Source organism: Roseateles sp. P5_E11, from assembly GCF_054049355.1.
Genome location: NZ_JBFUMO010000029.1, coordinates 1 through 24,397, shown reverse-complemented (window position 1 = coordinate 24,397; position 24,397 = coordinate 1). Strand labels below are relative to the sequence as shown.

General features: G+C 67.8%; 31 protein-coding genes. 7 read left to right on the top strand and 24 right to left on the bottom strand.

What is annotated here, in order from left to right; all coding sequences use genetic code 11:
• From ACXJKR_RS04275 to ACXJKR_RS04250, 6 genes are all read right to left on the bottom strand, one after another.
• A partial coding sequence (locus ACXJKR_RS04275) for an ATP-binding cassette domain-containing protein (protein ID WP_457321009.1) occupies positions 1-519 on the bottom strand: 519 nt, incomplete at its 3' end.
• Positions 512-1,465: an ABC transporter ATP-binding protein gene (locus ACXJKR_RS04270; protein WP_457321011.1), complete on the bottom strand. Its 954-nt coding sequence runs from the start codon at positions 1,463-1,465 to the stop codon at positions 512-514. The genes ACXJKR_RS04275 and ACXJKR_RS04270, both read right to left, overlap by 8 nt.
• A complete protein-coding gene (locus ACXJKR_RS04265) occupies positions 1,462-2,358 on the bottom strand; it encodes an ABC transporter permease subunit (protein ID WP_457321007.1) in 897 nt (298 codons plus the stop codon). Before ACXJKR_RS04265 ends, ACXJKR_RS04270 begins: the two co-directional genes overlap by 4 nt.
• Complete coding sequence (locus tag ACXJKR_RS04260) at positions 2,355-2,822, bottom strand: hypothetical protein (RefSeq protein ID WP_457321005.1); 468 nt, start codon at positions 2,820-2,822, stop codon at positions 2,355-2,357. The genes ACXJKR_RS04265 and ACXJKR_RS04260 overlap by 4 nt, the downstream gene beginning before the upstream one ends.
• A 7-nt stretch (positions 2,823-2,829) precedes the next feature.
• Positions 2,830-3,843 carry an ABC transporter permease gene (locus tag ACXJKR_RS04255; protein WP_457321004.1) on the bottom strand — a complete coding sequence of 338 codons (1,014 nt, stop codon included), beginning with the start codon at positions 3,841-3,843 and terminating at the stop codon, positions 2,830-2,832.
• Positions 3,843-4,748, bottom strand: a complete 906-nt coding sequence (locus ACXJKR_RS04250; RefSeq protein WP_457321002.1) for an N-acetylmuramoyl-L-alanine amidase — start codon at positions 4,746-4,748, stop codon at positions 3,843-3,845. The genes ACXJKR_RS04255 and ACXJKR_RS04250 overlap by 1 nt, the downstream gene beginning before the upstream one ends.
• Positions 4,749-4,876: 128 nt before the next feature.
• Between ACXJKR_RS04250 and ACXJKR_RS04245 the strand changes: the two genes are divergently transcribed.
• The 6 genes from ACXJKR_RS04245 to ACXJKR_RS04220 all read left to right on the top strand — a co-directional run bounded on the left by ACXJKR_RS04245 (position 4,877) and on the right by ACXJKR_RS04220 (position 8,848).
• Positions 4,877-5,287 (top strand): GNAT family N-acetyltransferase, encoded by a 411-nt coding sequence (locus tag ACXJKR_RS04245; protein ID WP_457321000.1) that lies wholly within the window; start codon positions 4,877-4,879, stop codon positions 5,285-5,287.
• Positions 5,181-5,858, top strand: a complete 678-nt coding sequence (locus ACXJKR_RS04240) for a creatininase family protein (protein ID WP_457320998.1) — start codon at positions 5,181-5,183, stop codon at positions 5,856-5,858. Before ACXJKR_RS04245 ends, ACXJKR_RS04240 begins: the two co-directional genes overlap by 107 nt.
• A 175-nt stretch (positions 5,859-6,033) precedes the next feature.
• A complete protein-coding gene (locus ACXJKR_RS04235; protein ID WP_457320997.1) occupies positions 6,034-6,399 on the top strand; it encodes a hypothetical protein in 366 nt (121 codons plus the stop codon).
• 421 nt (positions 6,400-6,820) lie between these two features.
• Entirely contained in the window at positions 6,821-7,537 is a 717-nt protein-coding gene (locus tag ACXJKR_RS04230; protein ID WP_457320995.1) for a DUF6348 family protein, read from the top strand.
• 252 nt (positions 7,538-7,789) lie between these two features.
• Positions 7,790-8,065: a hypothetical protein gene (locus ACXJKR_RS04225; protein ID WP_457320993.1), complete on the top strand. Its 276-nt coding sequence runs from the start codon at positions 7,790-7,792 to the stop codon at positions 8,063-8,065.
• A 273-nt stretch (positions 8,066-8,338) separates the two neighbouring features.
• A complete protein-coding gene (locus ACXJKR_RS04220; protein ID WP_457320991.1) occupies positions 8,339-8,848 on the top strand; it encodes a DUF1993 domain-containing protein in 510 nt (169 codons plus the stop codon).
• Positions 8,849-9,015: 167 nt separating this feature from the next.
• Here the strand turns inward: ACXJKR_RS04220 and ACXJKR_RS04215 are convergent, their stop codons facing one another.
• The 5 genes from ACXJKR_RS04215 to ACXJKR_RS04195 form a co-directional block, all read right to left on the bottom strand.
• The gene (locus ACXJKR_RS04215; RefSeq protein ID WP_457320989.1) at positions 9,016-9,660 is read right to left on the bottom strand and encodes a glutathione S-transferase family protein; all 645 of its coding nucleotides are present in this window, start codon (positions 9,658-9,660) and stop codon (positions 9,016-9,018) included.
• A gap of 83 nt (positions 9,661-9,743) precedes the next feature.
• Positions 9,744-10,256: a DUF2894 domain-containing protein gene (locus ACXJKR_RS04210; protein WP_457320987.1), complete on the bottom strand. Its 513-nt coding sequence runs from the start codon at positions 10,254-10,256 to the stop codon at positions 9,744-9,746.
• Entirely contained in the window at positions 10,256-10,909 is a 654-nt protein-coding gene (locus tag ACXJKR_RS04205) for an OmpA family protein (protein ID WP_056200408.1), read from the bottom strand. Before ACXJKR_RS04205 ends, ACXJKR_RS04210 begins: the two co-directional genes overlap by 1 nt.
• Complete coding sequence (locus ACXJKR_RS04200) at positions 10,902-13,415, bottom strand: hypothetical protein (RefSeq protein WP_457320985.1); 2,514 nt, start codon at positions 13,413-13,415, stop codon at positions 10,902-10,904. The genes ACXJKR_RS04205 and ACXJKR_RS04200 overlap by 8 nt, the downstream gene beginning before the upstream one ends.
• On the bottom strand, positions 13,415-14,089 hold the full coding sequence (locus ACXJKR_RS04195; RefSeq protein WP_457320983.1) for a DUF3348 family protein: 675 nt from the start codon (positions 14,087-14,089) through the stop codon (positions 13,415-13,417). The genes ACXJKR_RS04200 and ACXJKR_RS04195 overlap by 1 nt, the downstream gene beginning before the upstream one ends.
• A 50-nt stretch (positions 14,090-14,139) precedes the next feature.
• Between ACXJKR_RS04195 and ACXJKR_RS04190 the strand changes: the two genes are divergently transcribed.
• Positions 14,140-15,348 (top strand): threonine aldolase family protein, encoded by a 1,209-nt coding sequence (locus ACXJKR_RS04190; protein WP_457320982.1) that lies wholly within the window; start codon positions 14,140-14,142, stop codon positions 15,346-15,348.
• On the opposite strand, the gene ACXJKR_RS04185 is transcribed toward ACXJKR_RS04190, so the two are convergent.
• From ACXJKR_RS04185 to ACXJKR_RS04125, 13 genes are all read right to left on the bottom strand, one after another.
• The gene (locus ACXJKR_RS04185) at positions 15,326-16,198 is read right to left on the bottom strand and encodes an alpha/beta hydrolase (protein ID WP_457320980.1); all 873 of its coding nucleotides are present in this window, start codon (positions 16,196-16,198) and stop codon (positions 15,326-15,328) included. The two genes, ACXJKR_RS04190 and ACXJKR_RS04185, sit on opposite strands and share 23 nt — an antisense overlap.
• Positions 16,199-16,309: 111 nt before the next feature.
• Complete coding sequence (gene infA, locus ACXJKR_RS04180) at positions 16,310-16,576, bottom strand: translation initiation factor IF-1 (RefSeq protein WP_056200396.1); 267 nt, start codon at positions 16,574-16,576, stop codon at positions 16,310-16,312.
• Between the two features lie 88 nt (positions 16,577-16,664).
• A complete protein-coding gene (locus ACXJKR_RS04175; protein WP_082532821.1) occupies positions 16,665-16,880 on the bottom strand; it encodes a hypothetical protein in 216 nt (71 codons plus the stop codon).
• Between the two features lie 77 nt (positions 16,881-16,957).
• Positions 16,958-17,170, bottom strand: coding sequence for a cold-shock protein (locus ACXJKR_RS04170; protein WP_056200393.1), 213 nt, complete (start codon positions 17,168-17,170; stop codon positions 16,958-16,960).
• Positions 17,171-17,459: 289 nt separating this feature from the next.
• On the bottom strand, positions 17,460-17,765 hold the full coding sequence (locus ACXJKR_RS04165; RefSeq protein ID WP_457320977.1) for a DUF1330 domain-containing protein: 306 nt from the start codon (positions 17,763-17,765) through the stop codon (positions 17,460-17,462).
• A 55-nt stretch (positions 17,766-17,820) separates the two neighbouring features.
• Complete coding sequence (locus tag ACXJKR_RS04160) at positions 17,821-19,413, bottom strand: hypothetical protein (RefSeq protein ID WP_457320975.1); 1,593 nt, start codon at positions 19,411-19,413, stop codon at positions 17,821-17,823.
• Between the two features lie 395 nt (positions 19,414-19,808).
• Positions 19,809-20,480, bottom strand: coding sequence for a PAQR family membrane homeostasis protein TrhA (gene trhA, locus ACXJKR_RS04155; protein WP_056201287.1), 672 nt, complete (start codon positions 20,478-20,480; stop codon positions 19,809-19,811).
• A 120-nt stretch (positions 20,481-20,600) separates the two neighbouring features.
• Positions 20,601-20,999 carry a hypothetical protein gene (locus tag ACXJKR_RS04150; RefSeq protein ID WP_457320973.1) on the bottom strand — a complete coding sequence of 133 codons (399 nt, stop codon included), beginning with the start codon at positions 20,997-20,999 and terminating at the stop codon, positions 20,601-20,603.
• A 12-nt stretch (positions 21,000-21,011) separates the two neighbouring features.
• Positions 21,012-21,746: a hemerythrin domain-containing protein gene (locus ACXJKR_RS04145; protein WP_457320971.1), complete on the bottom strand. Its 735-nt coding sequence runs from the start codon at positions 21,744-21,746 to the stop codon at positions 21,012-21,014.
• A 205-nt stretch (positions 21,747-21,951) separates the two neighbouring features.
• Entirely contained in the window at positions 21,952-22,398 is a 447-nt protein-coding gene (locus ACXJKR_RS04140) for a hypothetical protein (protein WP_457320970.1), read from the bottom strand.
• Positions 22,399-22,567: 169 nt separating this feature from the next.
• On the bottom strand, positions 22,568-23,221 hold the full coding sequence (locus tag ACXJKR_RS04135; protein ID WP_457320968.1) for a site-2 protease family protein: 654 nt from the start codon (positions 23,219-23,221) through the stop codon (positions 22,568-22,570).
• Positions 23,222-23,226: 5 nt separating this feature from the next.
• On the bottom strand, positions 23,227-24,069 hold the full coding sequence (locus tag ACXJKR_RS04130) for a methyltransferase (protein ID WP_457320966.1): 843 nt from the start codon (positions 24,067-24,069) through the stop codon (positions 23,227-23,229).
• Positions 24,070-24,082: 13 nt separating this feature from the next.
• The coding region (locus ACXJKR_RS04125) for a PP2C family protein-serine/threonine phosphatase (protein ID WP_457320965.1) at positions 24,083-24,397 on the bottom strand (315 nt) is incomplete at its 5' end.

Genomic DNA, 24,397 nt, shown 5'->3' with positions numbered 1-24,397 from the left:
GGGATTCAGGATCATGGCCCGCGCAATCGCGATGCGCTGGCGCTGGCCGCCCGAGAACATGTGTGGGTAGCGGCGCAGGTGCTCGGGCCGCAGGCCCACCTTGGCCGCCAGCGCCGCCACGCGCTCGCGCCGCTCCAGTGCCGTCATCGGCGTGTTGATCAGCAGCGGTTCGGCCAGCGTGGTCTCGACGGTCTTGCGCGGGTTCAGCGACGCGAACGGGTTCTGGAACACCATCTGCACTTGGCGCCGCAACGACTTCAGCGTGGCCTTGTCGGCCGTCGCGGCATCGGTGCCGCTGATCTTCAAGGCGCCGCGCGTCGGCTGCTCGATCAGCGTCAGCTGGCGCGCCAGCGTGCTCTTGCCGCAGCCCGATTCGCCGACGACGGCCAGCGTCTTCTTCGGCGCGAGGGTGAAGCTGACGCCGTTGAGCGCCTTCACCGTGGCCTTGGGGCTAAAGAGGCCGCGGCTGACGCTGTAGTGCCGGGCGAGGTCGGTCGCTTCGAGGAGGAGCTCAGACATGGGCGTGCTCCTCGACGGGGAAGAAGCAGCGCACACCGTTCTCCAGCGCCGGCCGCTCGGCCACGCAGCGCGGCTGCACGCGCGGGCAGCGCGGCGACAGCAGGCAGCCCTTGGGCTGGTCCAGCGCGCCGGGCACGATACCGGGCAGGGCCGACAGGCGCGTGGCGCCCTTGTTGTGCTCGGGAATGGCGGCGAGCAGCGCATTCGTATACGGGTGGCGCGGCGCGTCGAACAGTTCTGGCACCGGCCCGGTCTCGACGATCTGGCCGGCATACATGACGGCAATCCGCTGGGCCATTTCGGCGACGATGGCTAGGTCGTGGGTGATCATGATCAGGCCCATGCCCTGCTCGCGCTGCAGCTTCAAGAGCAGGGCCATGATCTGGGCCTGGATGGTCACGTCTAGCGCGGTGGTCGGCTCGTCGGCGATCAGCAGCTTGGGGCCGCAGGCAATCGCCATCGCGATCATCACGCGCTGGTTCATGCCGCCGGAGAGCTGGTGCGGGTAGGCGCTGGCGCGGCTGGCCGCGTCGGGGATCTCGACCAGCTCCAGCAGCTCAACGACGCGCTGCTTCGCGGCCGCGCCGCGCAGGCCCAGATGCGCCTTCAGCACCTCGGCGATCTGCGCGCCGACGGTGTAGCTGGGGTTGAGGCTGCTCAGCGCGTCCTGGAACACCATGGCCACGTCGCGGCCGATCAGCGCGCGGCGCTCGGCGGCATTGAGCTTCAGCAGGTCGCGACCCTGGAATTCCAGCGCGTCCGCCGTGACCTTGCCCGGTGCGTCGATGAGCCCCATCAGCGCCAGCATCGTGACCGACTTGCCCGAGCCCGATTCGCCGACGATGCCCAGCAGCTCGCCCGCGTCCAGCGTCAGGTCCACGCCGTCGACGGCGGGGAAGTTGCCGAATTGGACCTTGAGGTTCCTGATGTTCAGCAAAGGCATCAGGCCACCTTCTTCAACTTCGGGTCCAGCGCATCGCGCAGGCCGTCGCCCATCAGGTTGATGGCCAGCACCGACACAAGGATGGTCAGGCCCGGCAGCGTGACGACCCAAGGCGCGCGGGTAATGTAGTCCCGCGCGGACGACAGCATGGTGCCCCACTCGGGCGTTGGCGCCTGCACGCCCAGGCCCAGGAAGCCGAGGCCCGCTGTCTCCAGGATGGCCGATGAAAACGACAGCGTCGCGTTGACGATCAGCGGCGCCATGCAGTTGGGCAGCAMGGTGATGAACATCAGCCGCCACACGTGGGCGCCCGCCACGCGGCTGGCCGTCACATAGTCGCGGCCGATCTCGCCCAGGGCGGCGGCGCGCGTCAGCCGCACATAGCCTGGCAGCGCACCGATGGCGATGGCGATGACGGTGTTGACCAGGCCGGGGCCGAGGATGGTGATGACGCAGATGGCCAGCAGCAGGGCCGGCAGGGCCAGCACGATGTCCATCACGCGCATGATGGCGGGCGACAGCCAGCGCTGGAAGAAGGCCGCCAGCAGGCCCAGCAGCACGCCGGGCATGAGTGACATGACAACGGCCGCCAGGCCGATGCCCAGCGACACCCGCCCGCCATGCAGCAACCGGCTCAGCATGTCGCGGCCCAGTTCGTCGGTGCCCAGCAGGAAGCGCGAGTTGCCGCCCTCGGCCCAGATGGGCGGCGTCAACATGAAATCGCGGTATTGCTCGATGGGGTCGTGCGGCGCGATCAGCGGCGCGAGCAGGGAGGCAACGGCGATCAGCGCGAAGACGATGAGGGCAATCAGGGCGCCACGGTTGGCGGCAAAGCCGAGCCAGAACTCGCGCAGCGGGCCGGGCGGCTCGATGGCAATGACGGAAGTCGAATTCAAGCGGAAGTCCTTGACGATTCAGGCGGCGTGCCTTTTCGCGATCTGATTGCTGCCCAGAAACACGGAACCGCCAGCGCTGCCGCACCCTCTGGTATCCACAAGCTGGCGCGCCACCTCGCGCGCCATTCGTCGCGCAGATCAATGAGTTGCCCGTCCCGCTCCACGCCAATCAAACGGCCACCGGCCATGTAGTAGGTGCGGGTGATGCCCAGGTCGGCGCCTGCGCTGGGATATCCGCAGAAATCGCGTGTGCAGCTGATTCGACCGCGGCCCGCGGTTTGAAGAACGTAGCCCTTGTTTTCAGGCTGCATGACAGCAACGAATCCGCTCGAGCGCTCGATAGGTTGCCCATCCAAGGCCGCCAGCTGCCATGCCAGCAGCCCGCCTCCCATGGCGGCGGCGAGCAAGCAGCCGAAGCCAAGAGTGGCCCAAACCTCAGACACGGAACGCAGCGCCCTTGTCATGATTGCCTCAATGCCCCCCACCCCGAATCCGCGGATTCACGACGCCATACAACACATCCACGATGAGGTTCACGCCGATGAAGGTCAGGGCCGAGATCAGGATGCCGGCCTGCACGACGGGATAGTCGCGCCGCCCGATGGAGTCGATCAGCCATTTGCCGATGCCGGGCCACGAGAAGATGGTTTCGGTCAGCACGGCGCCGGCGAGCAGACTGCCGGTCTGCAGGCCGACCAYCGTCAGCACCGGGATCAGCGCATTGCGCAGCGCATGCACGACGACGACGCGGGTGGGCGACAGGCCCTTGGCGCGCGCCGTGCGCACATAGTCCTCGCGCAGCACCTCGAGCATGGACGAGCGCGTCATGCGCGCCACCACCGCCAGCGTGCTGGTGCCCAGCACCAGGGCCGGCAGGATCATGTGCATCAGCGCCGACTTGAAGGAGCCTTCCTCGTTGCTGAGCCAGGAGTCGATCAGCATGAAACCGGTCACGCGCTCGGGATCGAACTCGATGCCGATGCGGCCCGACACCGGCGTCCAGCCGAGGTTGACGGAGAAGAACATGATGAGGATCAGGCCCCACCAGAACACCGGCATTGAATAGCCCACCGTGGCCATGCCCATGACGCCCTGATCCAGCAGCGAGCCGCGCTTGAGGCCCGCGCTGACGCCCAGCAGCAGGCCGAAGCCGACCGCGAAGATCAGCGCCGCAGTGGCCAGCTCGACGGTGGCCGGGAACAGCGCCGCGAACTCTTTGCTGACCGGCTCGCGGCTGACCAGGCTCTGGCCCAGGTCGCCTCTCATGAGCTTGCCCACGTAGTCCAGATACTGCACCGGCAGCGGCTGGTCCAGCCCCATGCGCTTGACCAGAGCTGCATGCGTCTCGGGGTCCAGGCGGCGCTCGCCCATCATGACCTCGATGGGGTCACCGGGCACGAGGCGGATCAGCCCGAAGGCGACGATGGTGATGCYGATCAATGTCGGCACCAGCGTGGCGAGGCGTTTGAGCAGGAAGGCGAGCATTACCAGCGCGACGTGTACGGTCGCGTCTCGGTGTCGGTCGCACCTGCCACGCGCATCGCGCTGGGCGTGGACGCCACCTCGATCAGCGCGGCCGTCTCGGCATCCAGCGTGCCGGAGATGTCGCGTGGCCGGTACTTCATCTGGAAGGTGGCAATGACCTCCTTGGTCATCACGTCCAGCTGCCCCGAGCGCGACACGTTGTAGCCGATGCGCGCCAGCCGCTCCTGCAGCCAGGCCACGTCGCGCGGCGCAACCTCATGCTCCAGCGTCTTCACCATCACCAGCGGGCCATCGGGCCAAGGGATCAGCCCGGCGTCGGCCAGCTGCTTCCAGGGGAACTGCGGGCCGGGGTCCTGCTTGCGCCCGGGCGCGATGTCGGCGTGGCCGATGATGCGCTCTGGCTTGACGTTATGGCGCTTCTGGATGTCGCGCACCAGGGCGATGACTTCGTCCACCTGGGCCTGCGGGAAGGGCGCGTAGACGCGGCCACCGGGGCCGTCCACATAGCCGGCGTTGACGATCTCGATGCCGATGGAGGCCGAGTTCAGGTTGGTGTTGCCGGCCCAGAAGCTCGCGCCGGCATGCCAGGAGCGGCGGTTCTCGTCGACCAGGGCGTAGCTGGCCACCGGGTTGTCGCGCACCAGGTAGTGGGCCGACACCTGGCCACCGGTCGTCAGCACCTTCAGCGATTTCTCCCAGTCCAGCACGGTGTAGTGCAGCACGATGTAGAGAGCGCGGCTGTCCTGATTCTGCGAGGTGTAGCTGCGGTCGATGTTGGGTGCGCGCACTGCGGCGGCAGGGCCTGCGGCCATGACAGGGGCGGGCGTGGGGACCGGCGAGGGCACGCTGGCGCAGGCGCTGAGCAGCAGGGCCAGGACGGCGGCAACAAGGGAGGTGGACTTCATGCGTGGGAGGGCGTGGCCAGACCTGGATTGTTGCAGCGCACCCGACACGGTGGCCCCGGGGCCAGCCCGCAGGGGCCATGTCGGAGGGCGCTGCAGGTATGAGTGCAGGTGATGGTTGAATGGGTGACATGAGTTACACGACGCTGCACGCCACGCCCTCGGCCGACACCTACCGCCATCTGCGCGTCGCCTGCGGCCTCAGCCCCAAGTCGGYCGAGGCGGCCGCGCGTGGCTTGCCCGGCACCTTGTTCGGCGTGCAGATCCTGCACGGCGGCGAGCCCGTCGGCATGGGCCGCGTCATTGGCGACGGCGGCACGGCCTTCCAGGTCGTCGACATCGCCGTGCTGCCCGAGCACCAGGGCAAGGGCCTGGGCAAGCTCATCATGGCCGAGATCGCCGCCTGGCTGCGCGAGCACGTGCCCGAGACCGGCTATGTCAGCCTCTTGGCCGACGTGCCGGCCGACGCCCTTTATGCCCAGTTCGGCTTTGTGCACACGGCGCCGCGCACGCTGGGCATGGCCTGGAGGCGCCCCGCATGAGGCTGTTGCTCGCGGCACTCGCACTGGTGGCCGCTTCGGCCTCTGCCAAGACCCTCACCGTCTGCACCGAAGCCAGCCCCGATGGCTTCGACTACTCACTGTTCCACGCCAACTCCACGGCCGATGCGTCGTCCATGACCTGCTCGACAGCCTGGACCACCAAGGCTTTCGCCGCATCCTCATCGTCAACGGCCATGGCGGCAACCAGCCGGTCGCGGCGGCGGTGGCCGAATGGATGGCCGCCCATCCGCGCACCCGGGTGCGCTTCCACAATTGGTGGAATTCACCCAAGACGCTGGCCCATGTGAAGGCCATCGACCCGCACTCGGCCCACGCCTCGTGGATGGAGAACCTGCCCTGGACACGCCTGGCCGGCGTGACCCAGCCGGAAGGCCGCAAGCCGCCGGTGGACTATCAGCGCTATGCGGTGCTGGCGCCCGATGCGGCGCGCGAGCTGGCGGGCGACGGCAACTTCGGCGGCGCTTACGAGCGACCTGACGCCGAGGTGCTGGAGATGTGGCGCATCGCTGTCGAGGAGACGCGAGCGCTGATTAACGGTCCTTGGGCTTAGCGCACTACGGTTCAGTCAGAGCAGCTGTCGGCCAGAAGCGGCCTGTCGCAAGAGGCAGCTTTGCGAAATCGCGACAAGCCATGACACCATATTCGAAGTCGCGAAGATGCCTGTCTTTGCTGTTCGTGAGGTGGGCAGAATGCCGGGCGTCCGTCGAAACTGTCTTGAAAGTTCCATGACCGAGCCGCTGCAATCACCTAACCTCCCCTACCGGATGGGAGCGGCAGCCGTTGGCATGTTCGCGGGAGTGGCATTCGGGGCGTTGCTCGGAGTGATCACCATTCATATCGCGCCCTTCGTGTTCGGGGGCGCATTTGCCGGCATCGTCACCGGACTGGCGTTTCCCGAATTGGCCATCCGGGGCGCAGAAGCCACGTTTCATTTCTTCGCCGGGCTGCTTGGAGGTGTCCGCGGGTTAGCCCACGATGACCTGGATGAGATCTCCGCTCCGGACGAATCGTCCAGGGATCCCTGGTTGAAGGCTGCCTTCACGTTCGGTGTGGTGTTTTCGCTGGTGATCGCGTTGCTGCTACGCCTCTGACCTTCAAGCTGTACTTGCATGGTCCGTGCCGTCCAAGCCTTCAAGATAGGTGCGACATGGCCAGTGCAGTCCGCCGCGAACGGCGGTTTTCAGGCTGGGTTGCTCTAAAGGCGCTGCATCGACTACGGTATGCCGTCGACTGAAAGCAGGGATCGAGCTCGCGGCTGGACCCGGCCATTTGCTGCCGGTCGCCAGCGACGGCTTTCCGGTACACGACTGGATCAAAGGCGACGCCCTCAGCGCATAAGACGAGCCCGTCGACGGCTTACAAGGCCAGTTTCGATCGCCGGACTACCGATGCCCGAATGAACTTCGGCGCCGCCATCACGACAACGACATGCGATTCATCAGGAGTCTCTTCGGCAAGCGAAGTACGCCCACGCCAAAGCCGTCTGAATTGGTACAGACTGTTGGGCCCGAGTTGACCCCCGAGACTTGGCTGACCGAGCTATTCAAGCGCCACGGGTTAGAGCAGTCACTCCATGACGGCCGGGTACTACCCAACGCCGAACTGCCGGCCATCCGTGGCACTTGGCACCCTGGCGAGACACACGGTCGACTCGACATGCAGGTCCTGGTGCGCGACGGCGTGGTCATCGAGGAGTGCTTCGGCGGCATCGGTGCCGGTGAGGTCGGGTTGTCGGACGGCCTCCAGAGCTTCACGATCAACTCATTCCACGTACTGCTGTCCTCACTCTGGTCTTGCCATGACCCAGAGCAGGTTGAGATCGAGGAGTGGACCATCGCTGGCCAACGGTTCAGCGCGTTCATCGGCAATGTCGGCACGCGAAGCTCTACTTGCGCTCCGCCGTCAATTCCGGTTGACTTGATGCCGCTCCTCGAAACGGCGATCCGGAGCGAGCGGCTCGAGCATGACCTGCACTGGTTCCGCGTTTACGTGGGGCACGTGAATGGCGAATTCACGTTCGAGGCCCTGAAGGACAACGAGCCGTGGTTGGAGGGCGCGAGCATGTTGGCGTCATGCGGATGGGTGGCCCGCGAGGCGTTCTACAGCGCACGACTGTTCATGGTTCTGCGTGCATCTGGCGACGAGACCGTTGGCCTAGCCTGTAAAGGGCAGGCGGCAGCACTACGGGCGCCGTGCGCGTCCTGCTCCACCTCGAACAGACCCAGTTGAGGCGCATGTCGCAGTTCGGTCACATGCCGTCTTCGGCTAAGGTGCACCTTGGAAGACTAGCCCGCGCGATCTCTGAACTGACAGCGAATGCACCACGTAAAGGTTGACAAGGAGCGACCCGACTTCAGAGTCTTCATTGACCTGCTGTTCGGCCCGGGATGGAACGTTGATACGGAAGGAAATTCGCATCCGGTCCACAGCCGCGCTTGGACTTCGCTTTACATCGCAGATCGAACGCGAGGAGAGCCTCCGGTGACGATCGAGGCGAGCGAAAGCGAGTCAGGAATCTTCCAGGTTGAGTCGGCATCGACACGGCTTGAAGAACTGGCGGCGCTCTATCTCTTCTTGTGCAGCGGCTCCGCCATCGCATCATCCCAGGGTCCGCTTGACGATGCTCAACGAGCGGAATTGCAGGCTGGTTACGGGACGGAACTTCAACGAGCGGCCAAGGCTGTGTGGCATCAGTCGTCCGATAGCAACCCCTATCCAAACTTGCCCGCTCTGCAGCGTCCGAACGGTGCGGTCTGATGTCAGCAACGGGTCGCCAGCGGGTTCACGCGAACCCAATCTCGATCCCGTAGATTTGCCGGACGAGACGGACTGCCAGAAGTCCGACGTCCGCGGTGGATCTCGGTCAGCCGCCGCCTACCGCGCGTTCGCACTGACGAGCCCCTTAGCGCGTCCTTACACTGAATTGCGTCGTCCGGCCTTTGCCGTTGGCGCAGCAACTGGGCTTCCAACCCTGTGAGGCGCCCCTCGAATGCCGCCGCCGTCTAGCTTCACTTCTACCAAGGAACGACCATGACCAGTCCGATGTATACCTTCGCCGTTCCCGTCTTCAAGCAAATGCTGGTGGCGCTGAAAGCCGTACTGGCGCAGGCGAGTACGCACGCCTCGGCCCACTCGATTGAGTCCGACGCCTTGCTGCAGGCGCGCCTGTATCCGGACATGTTTGCGTTGGCCAAGCAGGTGCAGATCGCAGCCGACTTTGCGCGTGGAGTATCGGCACGCCTGGCGGGTGTCGAGGCCCCCACCCAGGAGGGACAAGAGAAGAGCTTTGCTGATCTTGACGTCCTATTAGCCCAGACGGTGAGTTTTCTGGATGGCCTGAGCGCAGCGCAGTTCGAAGGCAGCGAAAGCAGAGAGATCATCTTGCGTCCCGGTACACCAAAGGAGAAGCGGCTGATCGGTCAAACCTATCTGGCCAACTACGGCCTGCCGCAGTTCTTCTTTCATGTCACCACTGCTTATGCCATCCTGCGCCACAACGGGATCGCCATCGGCAAGCGTGACTACATGGGCGTGTATTGACTGGCGTTCGATGCTGCGAGCGCCGAGTGAGCTCGCGGTCCTTCGACCATCCAGTTGCCGTAGCTGATTGACAAGCAGGGGCGCGAGCGACTGCTTTGGAGCTATCAATTCAGAGCTGCGAATGTCGCTTCAGGGTCGGCAACTGCCTTAGCTGAACCGCATCGAGCCTAAGCCACAGGCGGCAACTCCGGCGCATCCAGCCCCTCGAACGGATCGGCCCAGGCCGGCAGCGCCATCAGTCTTGCATGCCAGGCCGCCACCGCCGGGTAGTCGCTCAGCGGCAGCCGAGCTACGTCGTTGTAGGGCAGGAAGACGCCCATGCGGAAGTCGGCGTAGGACAGGCCGCTGGCCAGCAGCCAGTCCTGCTTGCTCAGGTGAGCGTTGAGGATGGATGCGGTCGCGTGGAAGCGCTCGGTGCCGCGCGCCACCAGGTCTTCGTCCAGCGCGCCCAGCTTGTAGCGCTGCTTGGTGCCGCGCTCGAAGTGCACCATGTCGCAGGCATGCATGAAGTTGTCGCGGCTCCAGCTGACCCAGCGGATCATGTTCGGCAGCTCAGGCCCGGTGCGCCAGAACTCCGAGCCCACCATCTGCGACAGGCGGCAGGCGATGGCATCCGCCTCGAACAGCGAGCTGCCGTCGGCCTCGACAAGGATGGGCAGGCGCAGCGAGGGGTTGAAGTGGCGGTAGTTGTCTGCTTGGCCGGGGGCCAACGGCGCGGCGAACTCGTAGGTGACCGGCGCGGCCAAATACTTCGCCGCCGCGACGGCCAGGCGTGGGTTGGGGTTGCGGGAGAAGTAGAGGATGGGCGTCATGCGGCAGGCTGGAGGGTTGGCAGCGTTGTCATCTTCGCGCCCGAGCCCTGTCAGATCCTGTCAGCAGCGAACTGCTGTGCGCGTCAACGCCGCCGAGCGGCGGGCTTGCGGGCCGGCCTGGCATCGCTTTCGGCGGCAACCTGCAGCGGCCCGAGTGCGGCCAGTGCATCGATCTGGGTCAGCAGGCGCTGAAGATAGTCGGGCGACAGGGCCTGTAACTGCTGCAGCGCACGGGAGACCAGCACCTGGCTGTTCAGCGGCCCCAGGTGTTCGGGCACCGGTGCGCTGACCTCGGCCATGCGGCGCGTCAGGCGCAGCGCGCTCCAGGTGCGGCGGTGGGCCTGCACATTGCGCAGCTCGGGGCCGGCCTGCAACTGGGCGACAAGCTCGGTCAGTGGGTTTGCGGCGTTCGCAGTCCGCCGAGTCGGCAGCACGACCGGCTCAGCCTCGGCGCGCTGCACCAGCCGCGCAACCAGCCGTTCGCGCAGCGCGCCCGGCGCCAGCGCAGAGGCTCGCCGCGCCAGCGCTTCCAGCACGCGCCGGCGCACCGGATCGGCTTCGGCCCGGGCTTGCACCCAGGCGACGGGGTCGTCCATCACGGGGCCGATGCCGCCGCGCGCTTGGGCCGCGGCGTGGGTGCGATCTCGACGCGTCGGTTCAGCGCGCGGCCCGACGCGTCGTCGTTGGACGCCACCGGCTGCTGGGGCCCGAAGGCAGCGGCAAACACCGCGTCCGGCGGCAGCCCCTCGGCCATCAGCGTGCGCGTCACGGTCAATGCGCGCTGGGCCGACAGCTCCCAGTTGTCACTGAACTTCGGCGCGCCCTTGCCGGTCAGCATGCCGCGGTCATCGGTGAAGCCGCTGACCATCAGGATCTCGTCGCGCTGGGCAAGATAGGTGCGCAGCGGCACGGCCAGGCTCTTGATCAGCGCGCGGCCGTCGGCGTGCAACTGGTCCGAGCCGATGGCGAACAGCACCGCGCCGCTGATGCCGATGCGGCCCTCGACCAGGGTGATGCGGCCGTCGGCCAGCGGGCCGGCCAGCGCACGCTCGAGCGCTTCGCGGCGCGCCTGCTCGGCCTGGCGCTGCTCCACCTCGGCCTTGAGCTGGTTGGCGAGATCCAGCTGGCCCACCAGCGCCGCCGCCAGCACCAGCACGAAGGCACCCAGCACGCCGGCCATCAGGTCGCCGAACGCCGCCCAGGCGGGCGTGCCGACACCTTCCTGCTCGATCTCCAGCGGCTCATCCATTCGCGGCGGCTCCCTGCAGCGCGTCCAGCACCTGCTTCTGTGAGCCGAGGCAAAGGTCGATGACCTCGCGGGCCTGGGCCACGTAATAGCTCAGCTGTTCGTCGCTGCGCGTCATCGCGCTGGAGAGGCGCTCTTCCAGCGCGGCCAGGTGCTGCACCAACTGGGCATTGGCGCCCTGGAACTGCTCCACCGCCGCGCCAAAGCCCTCGCCCAGGCTGCCCATCTCGGCGGCGCTGGCGGCCAAGGTCGTCGCGGCTTCGGCCAGCTTCTCTCCGGTCGCGTCGGCCTGCGCGGTGAAGCGCTGGCCCAGGGCTTCGAGCTGGGTGGCGGAGCTGCCTACCAAGGCATCGATGGCAGCGCGCTGTTCACCAGCGGCCTGCTGCAGCGAGGCCAGCAGCGTCGAGACCGTCTGCATCAGTTCGGCGCGTTCGGCCAGGGCTGCGCGGTCCTGGGCCTGGCTCTGTGCCAATTGCTCGCGCAACGCGGCAACCACTTCGACGGCTGCGCGTGGGGCTTCGCCGGCGGCCTGCAGCAACGCGCCGGCTTCGCTCAGCGTGGTCTTGGCCTGGGCCTCGGTCTGCGCGACCAGTTCGCGGGTGTGCCGCAGCAGGCCATCGGCCAGTTGCTGCTGCTGGGCCAACTGCGTGGCGCCGGCCGACTGCAGCTCGGTGCGCCATGCGGCCAGGCGCTCGGCATCGTGCGCGGCATGGGCCGATTGCAGCTGCGTGTGTGCCTCGGCCAGCGTGGTGACAGCGGCCTGTGTCTGCGCAGCAAAGCCGGCGGTCAGCTCGGTCAAGGCGCTCTGGGCACGTTCGCCGCTGGCGGCCAGCAGTTGCTGCGCGGCTTCGCGCTGGGCGACCAGCAGCTGTTCGTTGGCGGTGCGTTGCCGGGCCAGGGCCTCGGCGTCGACGCGGGCCTCGGTGCGGCGTTCGCTGTCCAGTTCGGCCTGCAGCGCCGCGTGGCGGGTCTGCGTGTCGGCGATGCGGTCCAGCAGGTCCTTGGTCTGCGCGGCGAAGCCAGTGGTCAGCGCGGTCAGCGCGTTCTGGGCGCGCTCGCCGCTGTCGGCCAGCAGCTGTTGCGCGGCCTCGCGCTGGGCGGCCAGCAACTGCTCGTTGGCGGCGCGCTGCTGTGCGAGCGCCTCGGCGTCGGCCTGGGACTCGGCGCGGCGCTGCGTGTCCAGCTCGGCTTGCAGGGCCTGCTGCCGGGCTTGCGCCTCGGCCATGTGGTCCAGCAGCGTCTGCGTCTGTGCGGCAAAGCGCCCGGCGGTGTCGGCGATGGCTTGCTGGGCGGCGGCACGTTGCTCGGCCAGCGCCTCAATCTGACGGCCCAACGCGGCGGCGCGGGCAGTGTCGGCTTGCGCCTGTGCGGCCAACAGGTCTTGCGCCTGCGCGGCCCAGCGTTCACCCAGGCGATCCACCGCCTGCTGCGTTGCAGTGCTCGTGTCGGCCAGCAGTTTCAGTGCGGCCTCGCGCTGCTGGGCGAGGCCCTCCGCCTGTGCCTTGGCCGTGGCCTCGCCCTGCTGGGCGATCTGCGCTACGCCGGCTTCGAAGCGACTGCTCAGCGCGCCGAGCTGGCCGGCCACCTGCGTGCCCACGCGCTCATGCAGGGCGGYGGCCTCGCGGGCGATGCCGGCCATTGCGGCCTCGGCGGCGGGCTGGATGGCGGCGCCGGCCAGGCGGGCGCTCTCGGCCAGGCTGCTGCGCAGCGTCGTGTCCACGCTGGCGGCCAGGGCGGTGTAGGCCTTACTCGTCTCGCCATGGAAGCGGTCGTTCTGCGCGGCGAGCTGGTCGGCCATCTGCTGGGCGTACCGCTGCAACTGGGCGACGAGTTCAAGCTGACGCTGCTGCGCTGCTTCAGCCGCGGCAGCTTCGGCGGCCTGCTGCTCCAGTGCGCGGCGGTGCGCGGCGGTCAGCGGGCGCAGCTTGCCGAGCAGGGCGGTGTCGAGCTGGCCCGACACGGCCGCGCGTTCGCGCCTTGCCAGCGCCACCATCAGGCCCAGCATGGCCGAGCCCGTCACGCCGGCCACGCTGGCGCTGAAGGCCAGGCCCAGGCCCTGCACCGGCGCGCCCAGTGCGGTGCGCAGTGCGGCCAGGTCGGCCGTCTGGCCCAGGGCACTGGCCGTGCTGCTCAATGTGATGACCAGGCCGATGAAGGTGCCCAGCATGCCCAGCAGCACCAGCAGGCCGGCCAGTGCCGGCGCGAGTGCCAGGCCGGGCAGGGCCACGCGCAGGCCTTCCAGGCGCTGCTGCACGCTGGCACGCAGGGCGGCGGGCAATGCCGCGACCCAACCCTCTTTCGGCTCGGCGTCCAGCGCGGCATCCAGCTCGCGGCTGCTGCGGCGAAAGGCGGTCAGCTCCCAGATGCCGATGGCAAAGAAGGCCGCGATCAGCAGCGTCATTGCCAGCGCCACCGGGTGGTGGCGGGCGGCGGCCAGCGCGGCGCCGGCAATGCCCGCGAGGCCGGCGGCCAGGGCGAGGGAATAGAGGGCGTTCAGGAAGCGGTTCATCAGGAATCAGCTTGATGCAGGGCTTCAATGAGCCCCTGCACCGGTTGCAATCTCAGGTCCAGCTCGGCGCGCAGCGCGCGCTGCAGGTCGGCCCAGAAGCGGGTGCGCCAGCGGCGCGGGTCGGTGGCGTGATGATCTGTCGCGCGTTTCGTCAGCAGGGCGGGCAGGCCGGCCAGCAGCGGGCGCTCCTGCGCGACGATGGCGCGTTCGAACACCGCGTCCAGCTGCGCCAGCCGGGCCAGCGCCCCCGAGGCTTCGGCCAGCCGGGGGCGCAGGCGCTCGCGCAGTGTGGCCACGCGCGCGGCCATGCTGCGCTGCTGCTGGGCGTGGTGCAGGCGGTAGGGCGCCAGCAGGTCGGCCAGCGGCACGCCTTCTGGCGCGGATTCGGCGGATTCGCGCGCCAGCAGGGCGTCGTCGAAGGCGGCGGTCAGCTCTTCCTGCAGGCGGGCCAGTGCGGCGTCGGCCCAGTCCACCGCTTCGCGGCGGGCGGCGACGTTGGCGCCGGCTGCAGGCGCTGTGGCCAGCAATTGGGACAGGCCGATGGCCTCCGCCCAGCCCAGCCAGCCGCCCAGGCGCTCGGCCACGGGTGCTGCCGCCACCGGCGCGACGCCCCATTGCAGCAGCAGCCGGGCCAGGGGCTCGGGTGCGAGGGGCTGCGGTGAGAGGGCTTGCATGGGGCTGGCGCGCCTGTACGGCGCGCGCGAGGAAAAAGGGCGAGAGTTTAGTGAACCCCGATCAAAAGGGCATTCCCGCCCGGCGCGGCGCTGTCGCCAGCGTCGGCTTCGAGAGGCAGGCGACACTCCCGGCCATGCCCTCTGCCAGCTACTCCAACACCACCCTCAACGCCGACACCGAACTGCGCAAGCGCTGCACCCGCTGGCTCAATGGCCACCGCCCGCCGCTGTCCATACGCGAGTCCCTGCTGGCGCTGGCCGAACTGCCCGAAGCCGAGTTGCCGCTGGACGTCTACGGCCAGGGTCAGGCCATCCAGGCGCTGGAGGCCGAGGTGGCCGCCCTGCTCGGCAAGCCGGCCGCGCGCTTCATGCACAAGGGCGTGGCCGCCCAGCTTGCGGCGCTGCGCGTGCACTGCGGTGAGGGCGACGGCCCGGTGGCGCTGCACCCGCAAAGCCATATCGCCATCGACGAGGCCGAGGCCTTCGAGAAGCTGCTGGGCTTGCGCGGCCTGCGCATCGGCATGACGGACGAGCCCTTCGGCACCGCGCAACTGGCTTCGCTGCCCGGCCAGCCGGCGGTCGTTGTGGTCGAACTGCCGCTGCGCCGGGCCGGCTACCGCCTGCCCGAGTGGGACGAACTCATGGCCATCAGCGCCTGGTGCCGCGCGGCGGGTGTGCCGCTGCATTTCGACGGCGCGCGGCTCTGGGAGGCTTCGGCCCACTACGGCCGGCCGCTGGCCGAGATTGCCGCGCTGGCGGATTCGGTCTACGTGTCCTTCTACAAGGGCCTGGGCGGCCTGGCCGGCTGCGTGCTGGCCGGCAGCGAGGATTTCATCGCCCAGATCGCGCCCTGGCAGACCCGCCTGGCGGGCAACCTTTTCACCGTTCACCCCTACGTGCTGAGCGCGCTGCAGGGCCTGCGCACGCAGTTGCCGCGCATGCCCGCCTACCGCGAGCGCGCGCAGGCGCTGGCCGCCTTGCTGGCGGCCGAACCTGGCTGGCGCGTGGCGCCCGAGAAGCCGCAGGTCAATGCCTTCCAGCTGCACCTGCCAGTGGCACCCGAAGCGTTGCGCGAAGGCTTGCTGGAGGTGGCCCGGCGCGACGGCTTCTGGCTGGGCGCACGGACGGTGGCCTCGCATGTGCTGGCGGGCGGTGCGATGGTGGAGGTCGTCATCGGCGACGCCGCCGACAGCTGGACCGACCATGAGGCCCTGGCCGCGCTGCGGCGGGCGGTGCTCAGCGCTCAGGCGGGCCGTTGACGAAACCTGTCACGTCTTCCAGCACCGGCGCCAGCCAGCGCAGCGGCGCACCGAAGGCGGCAATCAGCGTCGTGTGGCCGACGCGGTCGTAGAACTTCACCGTCACCGGCACGCCGAAGGTTTTCAGCCGCGTCGCCAGGCCCTGGGTGCTGCGTTGCGGGTTGACCAGTGAGTCGTCTCTTGCCGCACCCAGGAAGCTGCGCGGCGCGGCCTTGCTGGCATGTTCCAGCGGTTGGGTGCCGGGCGGGTAGTCGGGGTGGAAGAACACCGGCTTCGCGTCGGGGTTCTCGATGGGCAGGAAGTCGTAGGGCCCGGCCAGGCCGATGAAGCCGGCCAGCTCGCGTGGCGTGTGGCCGGCCTGCTTGAGCCAGCGCGGGTCCAGCGCCAGCATGGCGGCGTTGTAGGCGCCGGCGCTGTGGCCCATGACGAAGACCCGCCGCGGGTTGCCGCCCAGGCCCGCGGCGTGGCTCAGGCTCCAGGCCAGCGCTGCGGCGCTGTCGCGCAGGAAGTCGGGGTAGCGCACCTCCGGGTAGAGGCGGTAGTCGGCCACCAGCGTCAGGATGCCGCGCGAGGCCAGCGCCTCGCCGACGAAGGCGTAGTCGCCGCGCTTGCCGCGGTTCCAGGCGCCGCCGTAGAAGAACACCACCACCGGCCAGCCCTCACGCGGCGCCGCGCGGGCCGGCTGGTACACGTCCAGCTGCTGGCGCGGCCCCGGCCCGTAGGCCAGGCCGGCCGTGCGCGTGTGCGTGTGGACGGGCGCAAGCACGTTCAGCGCCTTCACCGGCGCGTAGGCCACCAGCACCCCCGCCAACAGCAGGGCGCCGAGCAGGAAGAGGGTGGCTTTCAACATGGGAACGCAGAGCCTACGCGGTGGGCGCGAGCTTGGATGTTGCAAGCGCACCAATGGAAACGGCCGCCAGGCATGCCATGGCGGCCGATTCGGGGTTTAAGCCGCGAGGGCTCAGCGGCGCTGCTGGCTGCCACCACCGGACGGCGGCGGGCCGCGACGCTCCAGGTGGCGGAAGGTGATGCGGCCCTTGCTCAGGTCATAGGGCGACATCTCCAGCGACACGTTGTCGCCGGCCAGGATGCGGATGTGATGCTTGCGCATCTTGCCGCCCGTGTAGGCGATGACCTTGTGGCCATTCGACAGCGTCACGCGAAAGCGCGAGTCGGGCAGGATTTCATCCACGACGCCTTGCATTTCGATCAGTTCTTCTTTGGCCAAGTGTGGGGCTCCGTTGCGAAAGTTAGACGGGAGGCCGAGCACGTGGCCGTGCCGGCGTCTGATGCGGCCGGTGACCGCCGCGCGCTCCTCAATGGCAGCGCGCCCAGGCAAGGCCTTCATTCCGCGCGTAGTGCAATGCTGCCTGCGGGCTGATGAACTGTGGCGTGAAACGCATGATGCGATCCACGCTGGCCATGCCGCGACCGGAGCGGATCGACACCAGGGCGTCGAAACCGCCGCCCTCGCGGGCTTGGGTCATGGGTGAAACCAAAAAGCGTCCCACCTCGATATTGTTATTGTTCATGTTGTTCTTCTTTTTGTGGGGCTCCCGCGCCGGTCTTTGCCGGCGGCGGTTGGGCGCCCAAGGCGCCCTTGCACAAATTACAGCGTGCGGATGTTCGAGGCTTGCGGGCCCTTGGCACCTTGGGTCGATTCAAACGACACCTTGGCACCTTCGGCCAGCGAGCGGAAGCCGCCAGCGTTCTTGATTTCGCTGTGGTGGGCGAAGAGGTCCTTGCCGCCGTTGTCAGGCGTGATGAAGCCGAAGCCCTTGCCGTCGTCGAACCATTTCACGGTGCCGGTTTCTGTAGTCATGGTGTTCCTTTTTGGAATGTATAGATGGAAAAAATACTCCGTCGGCGTCATGCCGTGCGGAGACAGAAACACTCAAGAACACTCACCGGGGAGTTGCTGAAGCGAGCCGCTCGCAAGAAGGGCCAGGGGGTGGCCAGCGGGGCTGCAGATAAGACCTTGAGGAAACGGTCTTGTGCGAATCTATGCGGCGAATGTACCACGCCGCCCCAAAGCCCTTGTAGGACACCGGCGCAGCAACCTGCGTGCGGCGTCGTTAGGTCACGGTTGCAGCCTTTAATCGCTCACCGGTTCAACCCGGCTGCGGCCCGTCATAGCCCTCGACGATGACGATGTCCGCCTCGGCCGCGGCCTGGCGCAGCGTGATCTGGGGCGCGTACTCCGGCGAGTGATAGCAGGCCAGCGCCACCTCGTAGCTCGGGAACTCGATCACCACATTGCGACCACGGCTGCTGCCCTCAGGGTTCTCGAACTGGCCGGCGCGCACGAGAAAGCGGCCGCCGAACTTGGCGAACACCGCGTCGTTGCGCTGCACGTAGAGCTTGTATTGCTCGGGGTCGTTGACGTCGACGCGGGCGATCCAGTAAGCCTTGGGCATGGGGGGGCACTCCAGCTGAAGTTCGGGTCAGGCCCCAGTGTGACGCGTCATCGCGTCATCGCGCCGTCCGCCGGGCGGGTTGCGTCGCCGCCTGGAACGCGGGCTTGCCCCCAAGCTGCGCCGCCGCCGCGGGGCCGCCGGTTACCAAGAGTTCGGCGAGGGCCATGCCCGACTGGCCCTTGCCGTCCAGCACTTCGTAGGCCACGACGACCTTGCTGTTGTTGGGCGTGCTGGCCGATGGCGTGACCTTGCAGGCACCGTTGGCGAGGAATTCGATGCTGGCGCTGGCCTGCCCATAGATCTGCTTGCATGTCCGCAGCCATTCGCCACCGTTCGCGGTGGTGCTGCCCGCGTCCTGGATCATCACGGCCTGGCCGGCCGTGGCCGTGGTGGGCGCAGTGACCCTGACCACCGGCGGCGACATTGGCGTGTAGCGGAGCCACAGCCGCAGATAGCTGCCTTGCAGCTCGCCACCGCCCTCGGTGCAGCCAATGTGCAGCGTGACGGCGCCACGGTTCACCGTCGTCAGCTGGGTGGGGTCGCGGTCCATCTCGGCCACCAGGGCTTCCCATTCGGAGGAGTTGCACATGTGGCCGGCATAGCTGGCGCTGGCTGCCGGGCCGGCCCCCGGCTCGAAGCCGGCCCGCAGGTTGCCGGCATAGCTGCCCGGCGTGAGCGCAAGTCCGGCCGTGTTCGACAGCACAAGCTCCATGCTGTCATAGGCAGCATTGCCGTTGGGGTTGAACACCCAGCGAATGCGCTCCGCCGTCTGGTCAGCAAAGATGGCCTCGGTCCCGCCCTTGACCGGGACATCGAACACGCCATCCGATTCCGACATGCGCAAGTCGCTACCGCTCGAGACGTGGCCGCTGCCCCAGATGTCGGCCCGCGACTGCGTGTCCTGCCAGCTGCGCACGCTGATGGTCAGATCGGCCGTCGCCGACTTGCCGGACTCCGAGACCGTCGTCAGCCTGAACTTCGCCTGCGCGCCGCCCTTGGCCACCAGCGGCGTGTAGGTGTCGCAGATGCCCAGCCGGCAGTTGGACAGGTCGAAGCTCGGCCCCGACAGCTGGGTCCATTCGATGGAGCGCAACCTGCTGGCAGGGTTCCAGGAGAGCGAGCCGTCCAGGCGCAGGGATTCGCCCTCGTTCAGCGTGCGGTCCGCGCCGGCCACGGCGAAGCTGCGGTCCAGCGCCGCGGCCACGGCCGACCGGTAGCGGATGGCGCCGCTCACGTAGGCGGCATAGCCCAGCGAGCATCCGGCCGTGAAATCTGCGGCCAGACTGCTCAGGCTGCCATCGGCCGCATAGGCCACGTCGTGCACCACGTAGGCGCCATTGCTGGGGCGGCAGTTGGGCGAGTCCAGCGTGCCCACGGAGCTGGACGCCATCGGCCAGATGGCGTGCGGCACCAGCCCAACCTGCAGCTTCAGCGCCGGCGCAGTCGTGCCGAGGAAGAGCCCGCTCTGCGGCTGCGGGCCGATCCAGAAGATGCCACCACCCGTGGCGAACTGGTTCATCCACGTGTACTGCGTCAGCACCGGCTCGGTCGCGTCGAACATGTTCATCGTCGTGCCGCTGGCCGACRCCAGCGGGTTGCCGCCGAAGTTGCGCTGCCAGATGTAGCTGGCCGCCGATGTCGCGGGCACGGGCTCGAAGGCCGCGGGTGCTGGAGCCGGGGCGGGTGCCGGGGCAGGCGCTGGGGCGGGTGCCGGTGCAGGCGCTGGGGCGGGTGCCGGTGCAGGCGTTGGAGCTGGCGCGGGCGCAGGTGCCGGTGCCGGTGCAGGCGCGGGTGTGGGCGCGGGTGTGGGCGCAGGCGCAGGTGTGGGCGCAGGCGCGGGCGCAGAACCTCCGCCCCCGCCGCAGGCGGACAAGGCGGCCGCCATGGCAGTGGCGCCCATGCCCAGGCGCCAACGGCCGGCCAAGCGCGCCGGCGGCGCCGGGCACGGGTCTGGAATCGACATGCTTGTTATCTCCCTGACTCCGCCTCCGGCGGGCACTTCAGTTTGTCGTGCCTGATCGCGCCCGATGGCTCGCGCGCAGTCTAGGTGTAGGCGTAGAACAGCGCCGCGAAGAAGTGGCAGGCGCTGCCGCCCAGCACGAACAGGTGCCAGACGAAGTGCGAGTAGCGCACCCGGTTGTCCAGCAGGAAGACAAACGCCCCCAGCGTGTAGCTCAGGCCGCCGGCGATCAGCAGCGTGAGGCCCGCGGCCGGCAGGCTGTTCACCAGCGGCCCGGCCGCGAACACCACCACCCAGCCCATGGCCAGGTACAGGCCCGTGGACACGAAGCGGTGCTTGAGCCGGTTCAGCAGCTTGATCGCCACGCCGAACGCTGCCGCCGCCCAGACGGCGATCAACAGCGTCACGCCCGGCCCGGTGTGCAGCACGCCGAGCGTGAAGGGCGTGTAGCTGCCGGCGATGAAGACGTAGATGGCCGCGTGGTCCAGCCGCAGCAGCACCGCCTTGGCGCGGCCCTGCCACAGGCTGTTCGGCAGGGCGTGATACAGCGTCGAGATGCCGTACAGCAGGATCATCGTGGCCGCGAAGATCGCCGCGGCCACCACATCGGCCGTGCCGCCATGGTTCATCGCGCGGATCACCAGGATGGGCAGGGCCGCGATGGCCAGCACCACGCCCAGGCCGTGGCTGATGGCATTGGCGATCTCTTCACCGAGGGTCTGGTCGCGGTCGGGGGTGGGGGCGGTGTGCAACATGAGGGTCGTCTCGTACTGCTGAGCGATGAGCCAAGCATGCCAGCGTGGCATGACGGTTCCGACCCAAGGTTTGAGGGGGTTGAAAAAGCACGAGCACCGCGTTTGACCCGCATCAAACGCTCATGCCGCCCTGAGCTTGGCGCCGGTGCCGCGCCAGACGTTGGCGGCAAAGGCCAGCACCGCCACCCCCACCACCGCCGAGCCCAGCCCCACCAGCGGCTCGGCCGCTGTGTTGCCGCGCATCAGCGCCGCCAGCGCCGACAGCATCACCGGCAGCGCCAGCTGGTGCAGCCAGAACTGCAGCGCCACCAGCCGCGGGCTCAGCGTGTCGGCCAACTGCTGCACCACCAGGCCGAAGCCCAACATGCTCGCCCAGCCCAGAAGGTTGACGTGGGCATGCACCGAGCGCAACCCGAAGTCGTGCGTCGCGCCCATGTAATTGCCCAGTGACACGCCCACCACGAGGTAGAGCGCAGCCATGCGAAGCCACCAGGCGCCATAGCGTTTGTTGTTGTTCATCATGGGCCTCCGTCAGGCCGCCAGGCCAGGTGCAACCGGCAGGCCCAGGCCGCGCGCCAGCGCAGCCCAGTCGTCGTCGTTGAGCTGCTCGCGCGCCATGGCCAGCACTGCGCCAAACACCGGCGCCGGCGCGTTGGCACGCATGCCACCCAGCAGCGCCAAGCGCTCCGCCGGCGCCAGGGCCGGCAGCATCCAGCGCAGCGACGCCATCATCTCGGTGGGCGACAGCGCGGCCAGGATCTGGCCGTGGATGGCCATGATGCCGGCATCGTCCAGATGCGCCCACAGCACCTCGTTGTGCTCGGTCTCCTCCAGGTGCATGTGCGCCAGGTTGTCGGCCGCGAACAGGCTCACCGCGTGGTACAGCGCCCGGCAGGCGGCCGCGCAGTCCTGCGGCGGCCAATCGGCCAGCGCGCGGGCATGGGTGCGCAGCGCCTCGATGTCGCGCTCATGCGCCACATGCTCGGTCGCAATGCGCTGGCTGGTGCCCGGCTGGGCGCGTTCCAGCGCGGGGTGCACGAAGGCGTTCTCGTGCTTCAGATGCGACGCGCAGAAATCCGCCGCCGCCTCGACCTTGCCGGCCAGCTGCTGCAGCGACGCCGGGTCGCCCGGGTCGACGCAGCCGGCGCTGGTGACCAGGTCGGCGAGCATCAGCCGAAGGCCCTTGTGAATGCTGGCGTAGATGTCAAAACGCGGCGCCGTGGCCGTGCCGCGAACGGCGAGGATTTCTTGCAGTGAGGTGTGCATCTCGGATTCCCTGGGTGGTGTGTCGAATGGCTCGCTGCGCCTGGCATCGAACCGTGCAGTCACTGTAGGAATCGGGGCGGCGGCGCGCCGCTAAATGCTTGCTAGCCGAACCTTAAGAGTTTGCTAAGTGCTAGTGATCATTGGTATTTTTTCCATCCAAGCCGTGCCGGAGGGCATGCTGGCACAGCTGAATGGGCGGGCTGCCTTACTTCAGCACCAGCTCCTGCAACTCCATGCCGCCCGCCAGCTTGCGCATCACCTTGCGCTCGCCGGAGGCCGCGTCCATCTTGTGCTGGTCCATGGCCATGAAGGCCTCGTACTTCTTCTGCACTTCCAGCTGCTGCGCGGTCGTCATGTAGTCCTTGGACTCGATGGCCAGGATCAGGTCGGGCTCGCCCTCGCGAGCGTTGTTCACCGAGAACACGTGGTACGACACGATGTAGCCCTCCTTCTTGCCGAACTCGTTGGACTTCTTCCAGGTCTTGGCCAGGAAGTCCATGTAGTTCTCGAACTGCCCGGGCTCGACCTTGATATGGGAGAAGTTCCACACCGTGCCCGGCTTGTAGCTGGAGTCCTGGGCGGATGCCGCAGTGCCAACCATCATCAAACCTGCCGCCAACAGCCCCGTCAGCATGTGCTTTGCGAAGTTCATTTTGGATGCCTCCTCACCTGTCGACGCCGGTGACTGCGTTCGCGCGGTGGTGCGCCGGCGCACTGTGCGCCTGCAGGCCCGTTTGCGGTGGGCGGGCGGCGATGGGGGGCGCGAAGCGTCCTTCATCTTCAGGATGCCCGGGGGGGTGGAAGGGCGGCGAGCTTGATCGTCAAGCGCCGAGGATGAAGCCGCCCAGCGCAACCAGCCACAAGACAAGCACCGCCATCCACGCGAACACCGCCGCGCGCGTAGCGGCGGCCGGCCACCAGCGGGCCAAGCCCAGGCGCCGCCCCAGCACGGCCAATGCCGCGCCGCCATTCAAGTACGGCAGAGGCAGCAGGTTCAACGCTGCGACCTTGGCCGCCAATAACGCGAGGATGACCGCGAACGGCGCCGATTCAGCGAAGGCAGCGATCCGTTGCAGCAGTGCTTGCGCGTCGCCCAGCGGCGAAGTCACACCGGTAAGCCATTGGGCCGGCAAGGCCAGGAAGGCGTCGATACCCGCGCGTCCCTGAAGCGCGACGGCCAGCCCCAGCAACAGCGCGCAGCCGGACAGCACAACGAGCAATTGCGCAGGCACCGAAAGGCGGTCGAGCGCCCTGGGCCATTCCTCTTCAGACAGCCGGTCCTCGACGGAATGCAGGAAGCGCACCGAACCTCCGATGGGCAGGGCCCGAATTTCAAAGAGGCCAGTCGTGAACAGCGCCGGCCCGAAGCCGTAGGAAATCCGTAGAAGCTGCGCGCCGACGGCATGGCCCATGGCGGCCATGGTCAGGAGGTGAAGTGCCGTGACGGCGGCGATGGCCAGGAAGAGATTCAGCATCAGGTTCAGGCCTCGGCCACCAGCACGAAGGCCGGGGCCCAGAAGTAGTCGCTGATGTGGGCCAGGCGCGTCACGCGCCAGCCCAGGGCTTCGAGCTTCTCGCGCCAGACCGGCATCGGGTGCTCCCAGTTCGTCGCGGCTGTCTGCGCGTCGAGCTGGCCGAGGAACATGGGGACGAGAAAACCCTGCGCGACCAAGTCGCGCGTGGCGCCTTCGTACTCGCCCAGGGCGCGCTCGTAGCGCTGCGCGAGCGAGGCCACGTAGGCGTCCGAGCCGCGCTGCAGGTCGGGAATGTCGAACTCCACGATCACCAGCCGCTTCACATGGGCGCGCAACCGGGCGAGGCCGGCCCAGCGTTCGGGCTCGGGAATGGCTTGCAGCGCGAAGGTGGCTTGGGCGAGGTCCCAGCGTTCATCAGGCCCGAGCTTGGCGGCGAAGGTTCCCAAGCCCTCGTGCAGCGCCTGCAGGGGCAGCGCAGGTTGCTCGGCCTGGGCTCGCGCTACGGCGCTGGCCAGCAGCGCGCTTGCGGGCTCCACCAGCGTCAGGTGCGCCAGCGCGCGCGGGTGGGCAGCGGCGGCCAGGGCCGGAAAGAGGGCGTGGCCGTCGCCGCAACCGATGTCCAGCAGGGAGCGCACCTCGGGCGTGTAGTGGCTCGCCAGCTCCGCGCTGACGCGCTCATACAGCGGCACATTGCCGCCGCCCCGGATGAAGGCTTCGAAGGCGGCGGGGGAGGTGTAGACCTGAGTGTTTTGGGCGCTAGCGCGGTGCTGGCAGAGAGCGGTCAGCAGCGTGGGGTATGGCGCTACGTGTTGAAAAGCGGGCTCATGCRCATTCAGTCTATTTGTCATGCTGCCTGCGACCCTACAGAAATTCCGCAGCCAGCAGAGAAGCGTCGTCGACGAGCCCTGTCGTCTTTAGCTTTTTCTCAAGATCCTCTACAAACTTGTCAAGCGATTGGCATGATGCAGATATCGATGCAATTTGTGATTTTGCCAAGATTTTATAAACACCATCCGAAAGCAATAAGAGGCGATCCCCTGCAATCCATTCAAACTCTGTCAAAAATAGCTGATACGAACTATTGCCGCCAAGCGCTGAAAGGAGGACATTCCTTCGAGGATATTTTTGTGCGCGCTCTGGGGTAAGGATTCCTTCCCTAATCAGCTTCGCAACTTC

What these genes read in the sequence shown, in the direction of transcription:
- ACXJKR_RS04260 (WP_457321005.1), bottom strand. Translation starts at nt 2,822, where the DNA reads ATGACAAGGGCGCTGCGTTCCGTGTCTGAGGTTTGGGCCACTCTTGGC.
- ACXJKR_RS04250 (WP_457321002.1), bottom strand. Translation starts at nt 4,748, where the DNA reads ATGAAGTCCACCTCCCTTGTTGCCGCCGTCCTGGCCCTGCTGCTCAGC.
- ACXJKR_RS04240 (WP_457320998.1), top strand. Translation starts at nt 5,181, where the DNA reads ATGTCAGCCTCTTGGCCGACGTGCCGGCCGACGCCCTTTATGCCCAGT.
- ACXJKR_RS04235 (WP_457320997.1), top strand. Translation starts at nt 6,034, where the DNA reads ATGACCGAGCCGCTGCAATCACCTAACCTCCCCTACCGGATGGGAGCG.
- ACXJKR_RS04220 (WP_457320991.1), top strand. Translation starts at nt 8,339, where the DNA reads ATGACCAGTCCGATGTATACCTTCGCCGTTCCCGTCTTCAAGCAAATG.
- ACXJKR_RS04215 (WP_457320989.1), bottom strand. Translation starts at nt 9,660, where the DNA reads ATGACGCCCATCCTCTACTTCTCCCGCAACCCCAACCCACGCCTGGCC.
- ACXJKR_RS04210 (WP_457320987.1), bottom strand. Translation starts at nt 10,256, where the DNA reads ATGGACGACCCCGTCGCCTGGGTGCAAGCCCGGGCCGAAGCCGATCCG.
- ACXJKR_RS04205 (WP_056200408.1), bottom strand. Translation starts at nt 10,909, where the DNA reads ATGGATGAGCCGCTGGAGATCGAGCAGGAAGGTGTCGGCACGCCCGCC.
- ACXJKR_RS04195 (WP_457320983.1), bottom strand. Translation starts at nt 14,089, where the DNA reads ATGCAAGCCCTCTCACCGCAGCCCCTCGCACCCGAGCCCCTGGCCCGG.
- ACXJKR_RS04185 (WP_457320980.1), bottom strand. Translation starts at nt 16,198, where the DNA reads ATGTTGAAAGCCACCCTCTTCCTGCTCGGCGCCCTGCTGTTGGCGGGG.
- ACXJKR_RS04175 (WP_082532821.1), bottom strand. Translation starts at nt 16,880, where the DNA reads ATGAACAATAACAATATCGAGGTGGGACGCTTTTTGGTTTCACCCATG.
- ACXJKR_RS04170 (WP_056200393.1), bottom strand. Translation starts at nt 17,170, where the DNA reads ATGACTACAGAAACCGGCACCGTGAAATGGTTCGACGACGGCAAGGGC.
- ACXJKR_RS04165 (WP_457320977.1), bottom strand. Translation starts at nt 17,765, where the DNA reads ATGCCCAAGGCTTACTGGATCGCCCGCGTCGACGTCAACGACCCCGAG.
- trhA (WP_056201287.1), bottom strand. Translation starts at nt 20,480, where the DNA reads ATGTTGCACACCGCCCCCACCCCCGACCGCGACCAGACCCTCGGTGAA.
- ACXJKR_RS04150 (WP_457320973.1), bottom strand. Translation starts at nt 20,999, where the DNA reads ATGAACAACAACAAACGCTATGGCGCCTGGTGGCTTCGCATGGCTGCG.
- ACXJKR_RS04145 (WP_457320971.1), bottom strand. Translation starts at nt 21,746, where the DNA reads ATGCACACCTCACTGCAAGAAATCCTCGCCGTTCGCGGCACGGCCACG.
- ACXJKR_RS04140 (WP_457320970.1), bottom strand. Translation starts at nt 22,398, where the DNA reads ATGAACTTCGCAAAGCACATGCTGACGGGGCTGTTGGCGGCAGGTTTG.
- ACXJKR_RS04135 (WP_457320968.1), bottom strand. Translation starts at nt 23,221, where the DNA reads ATGCTGAATCTCTTCCTGGCCATCGCCGCCGTCACGGCACTTCACCTC.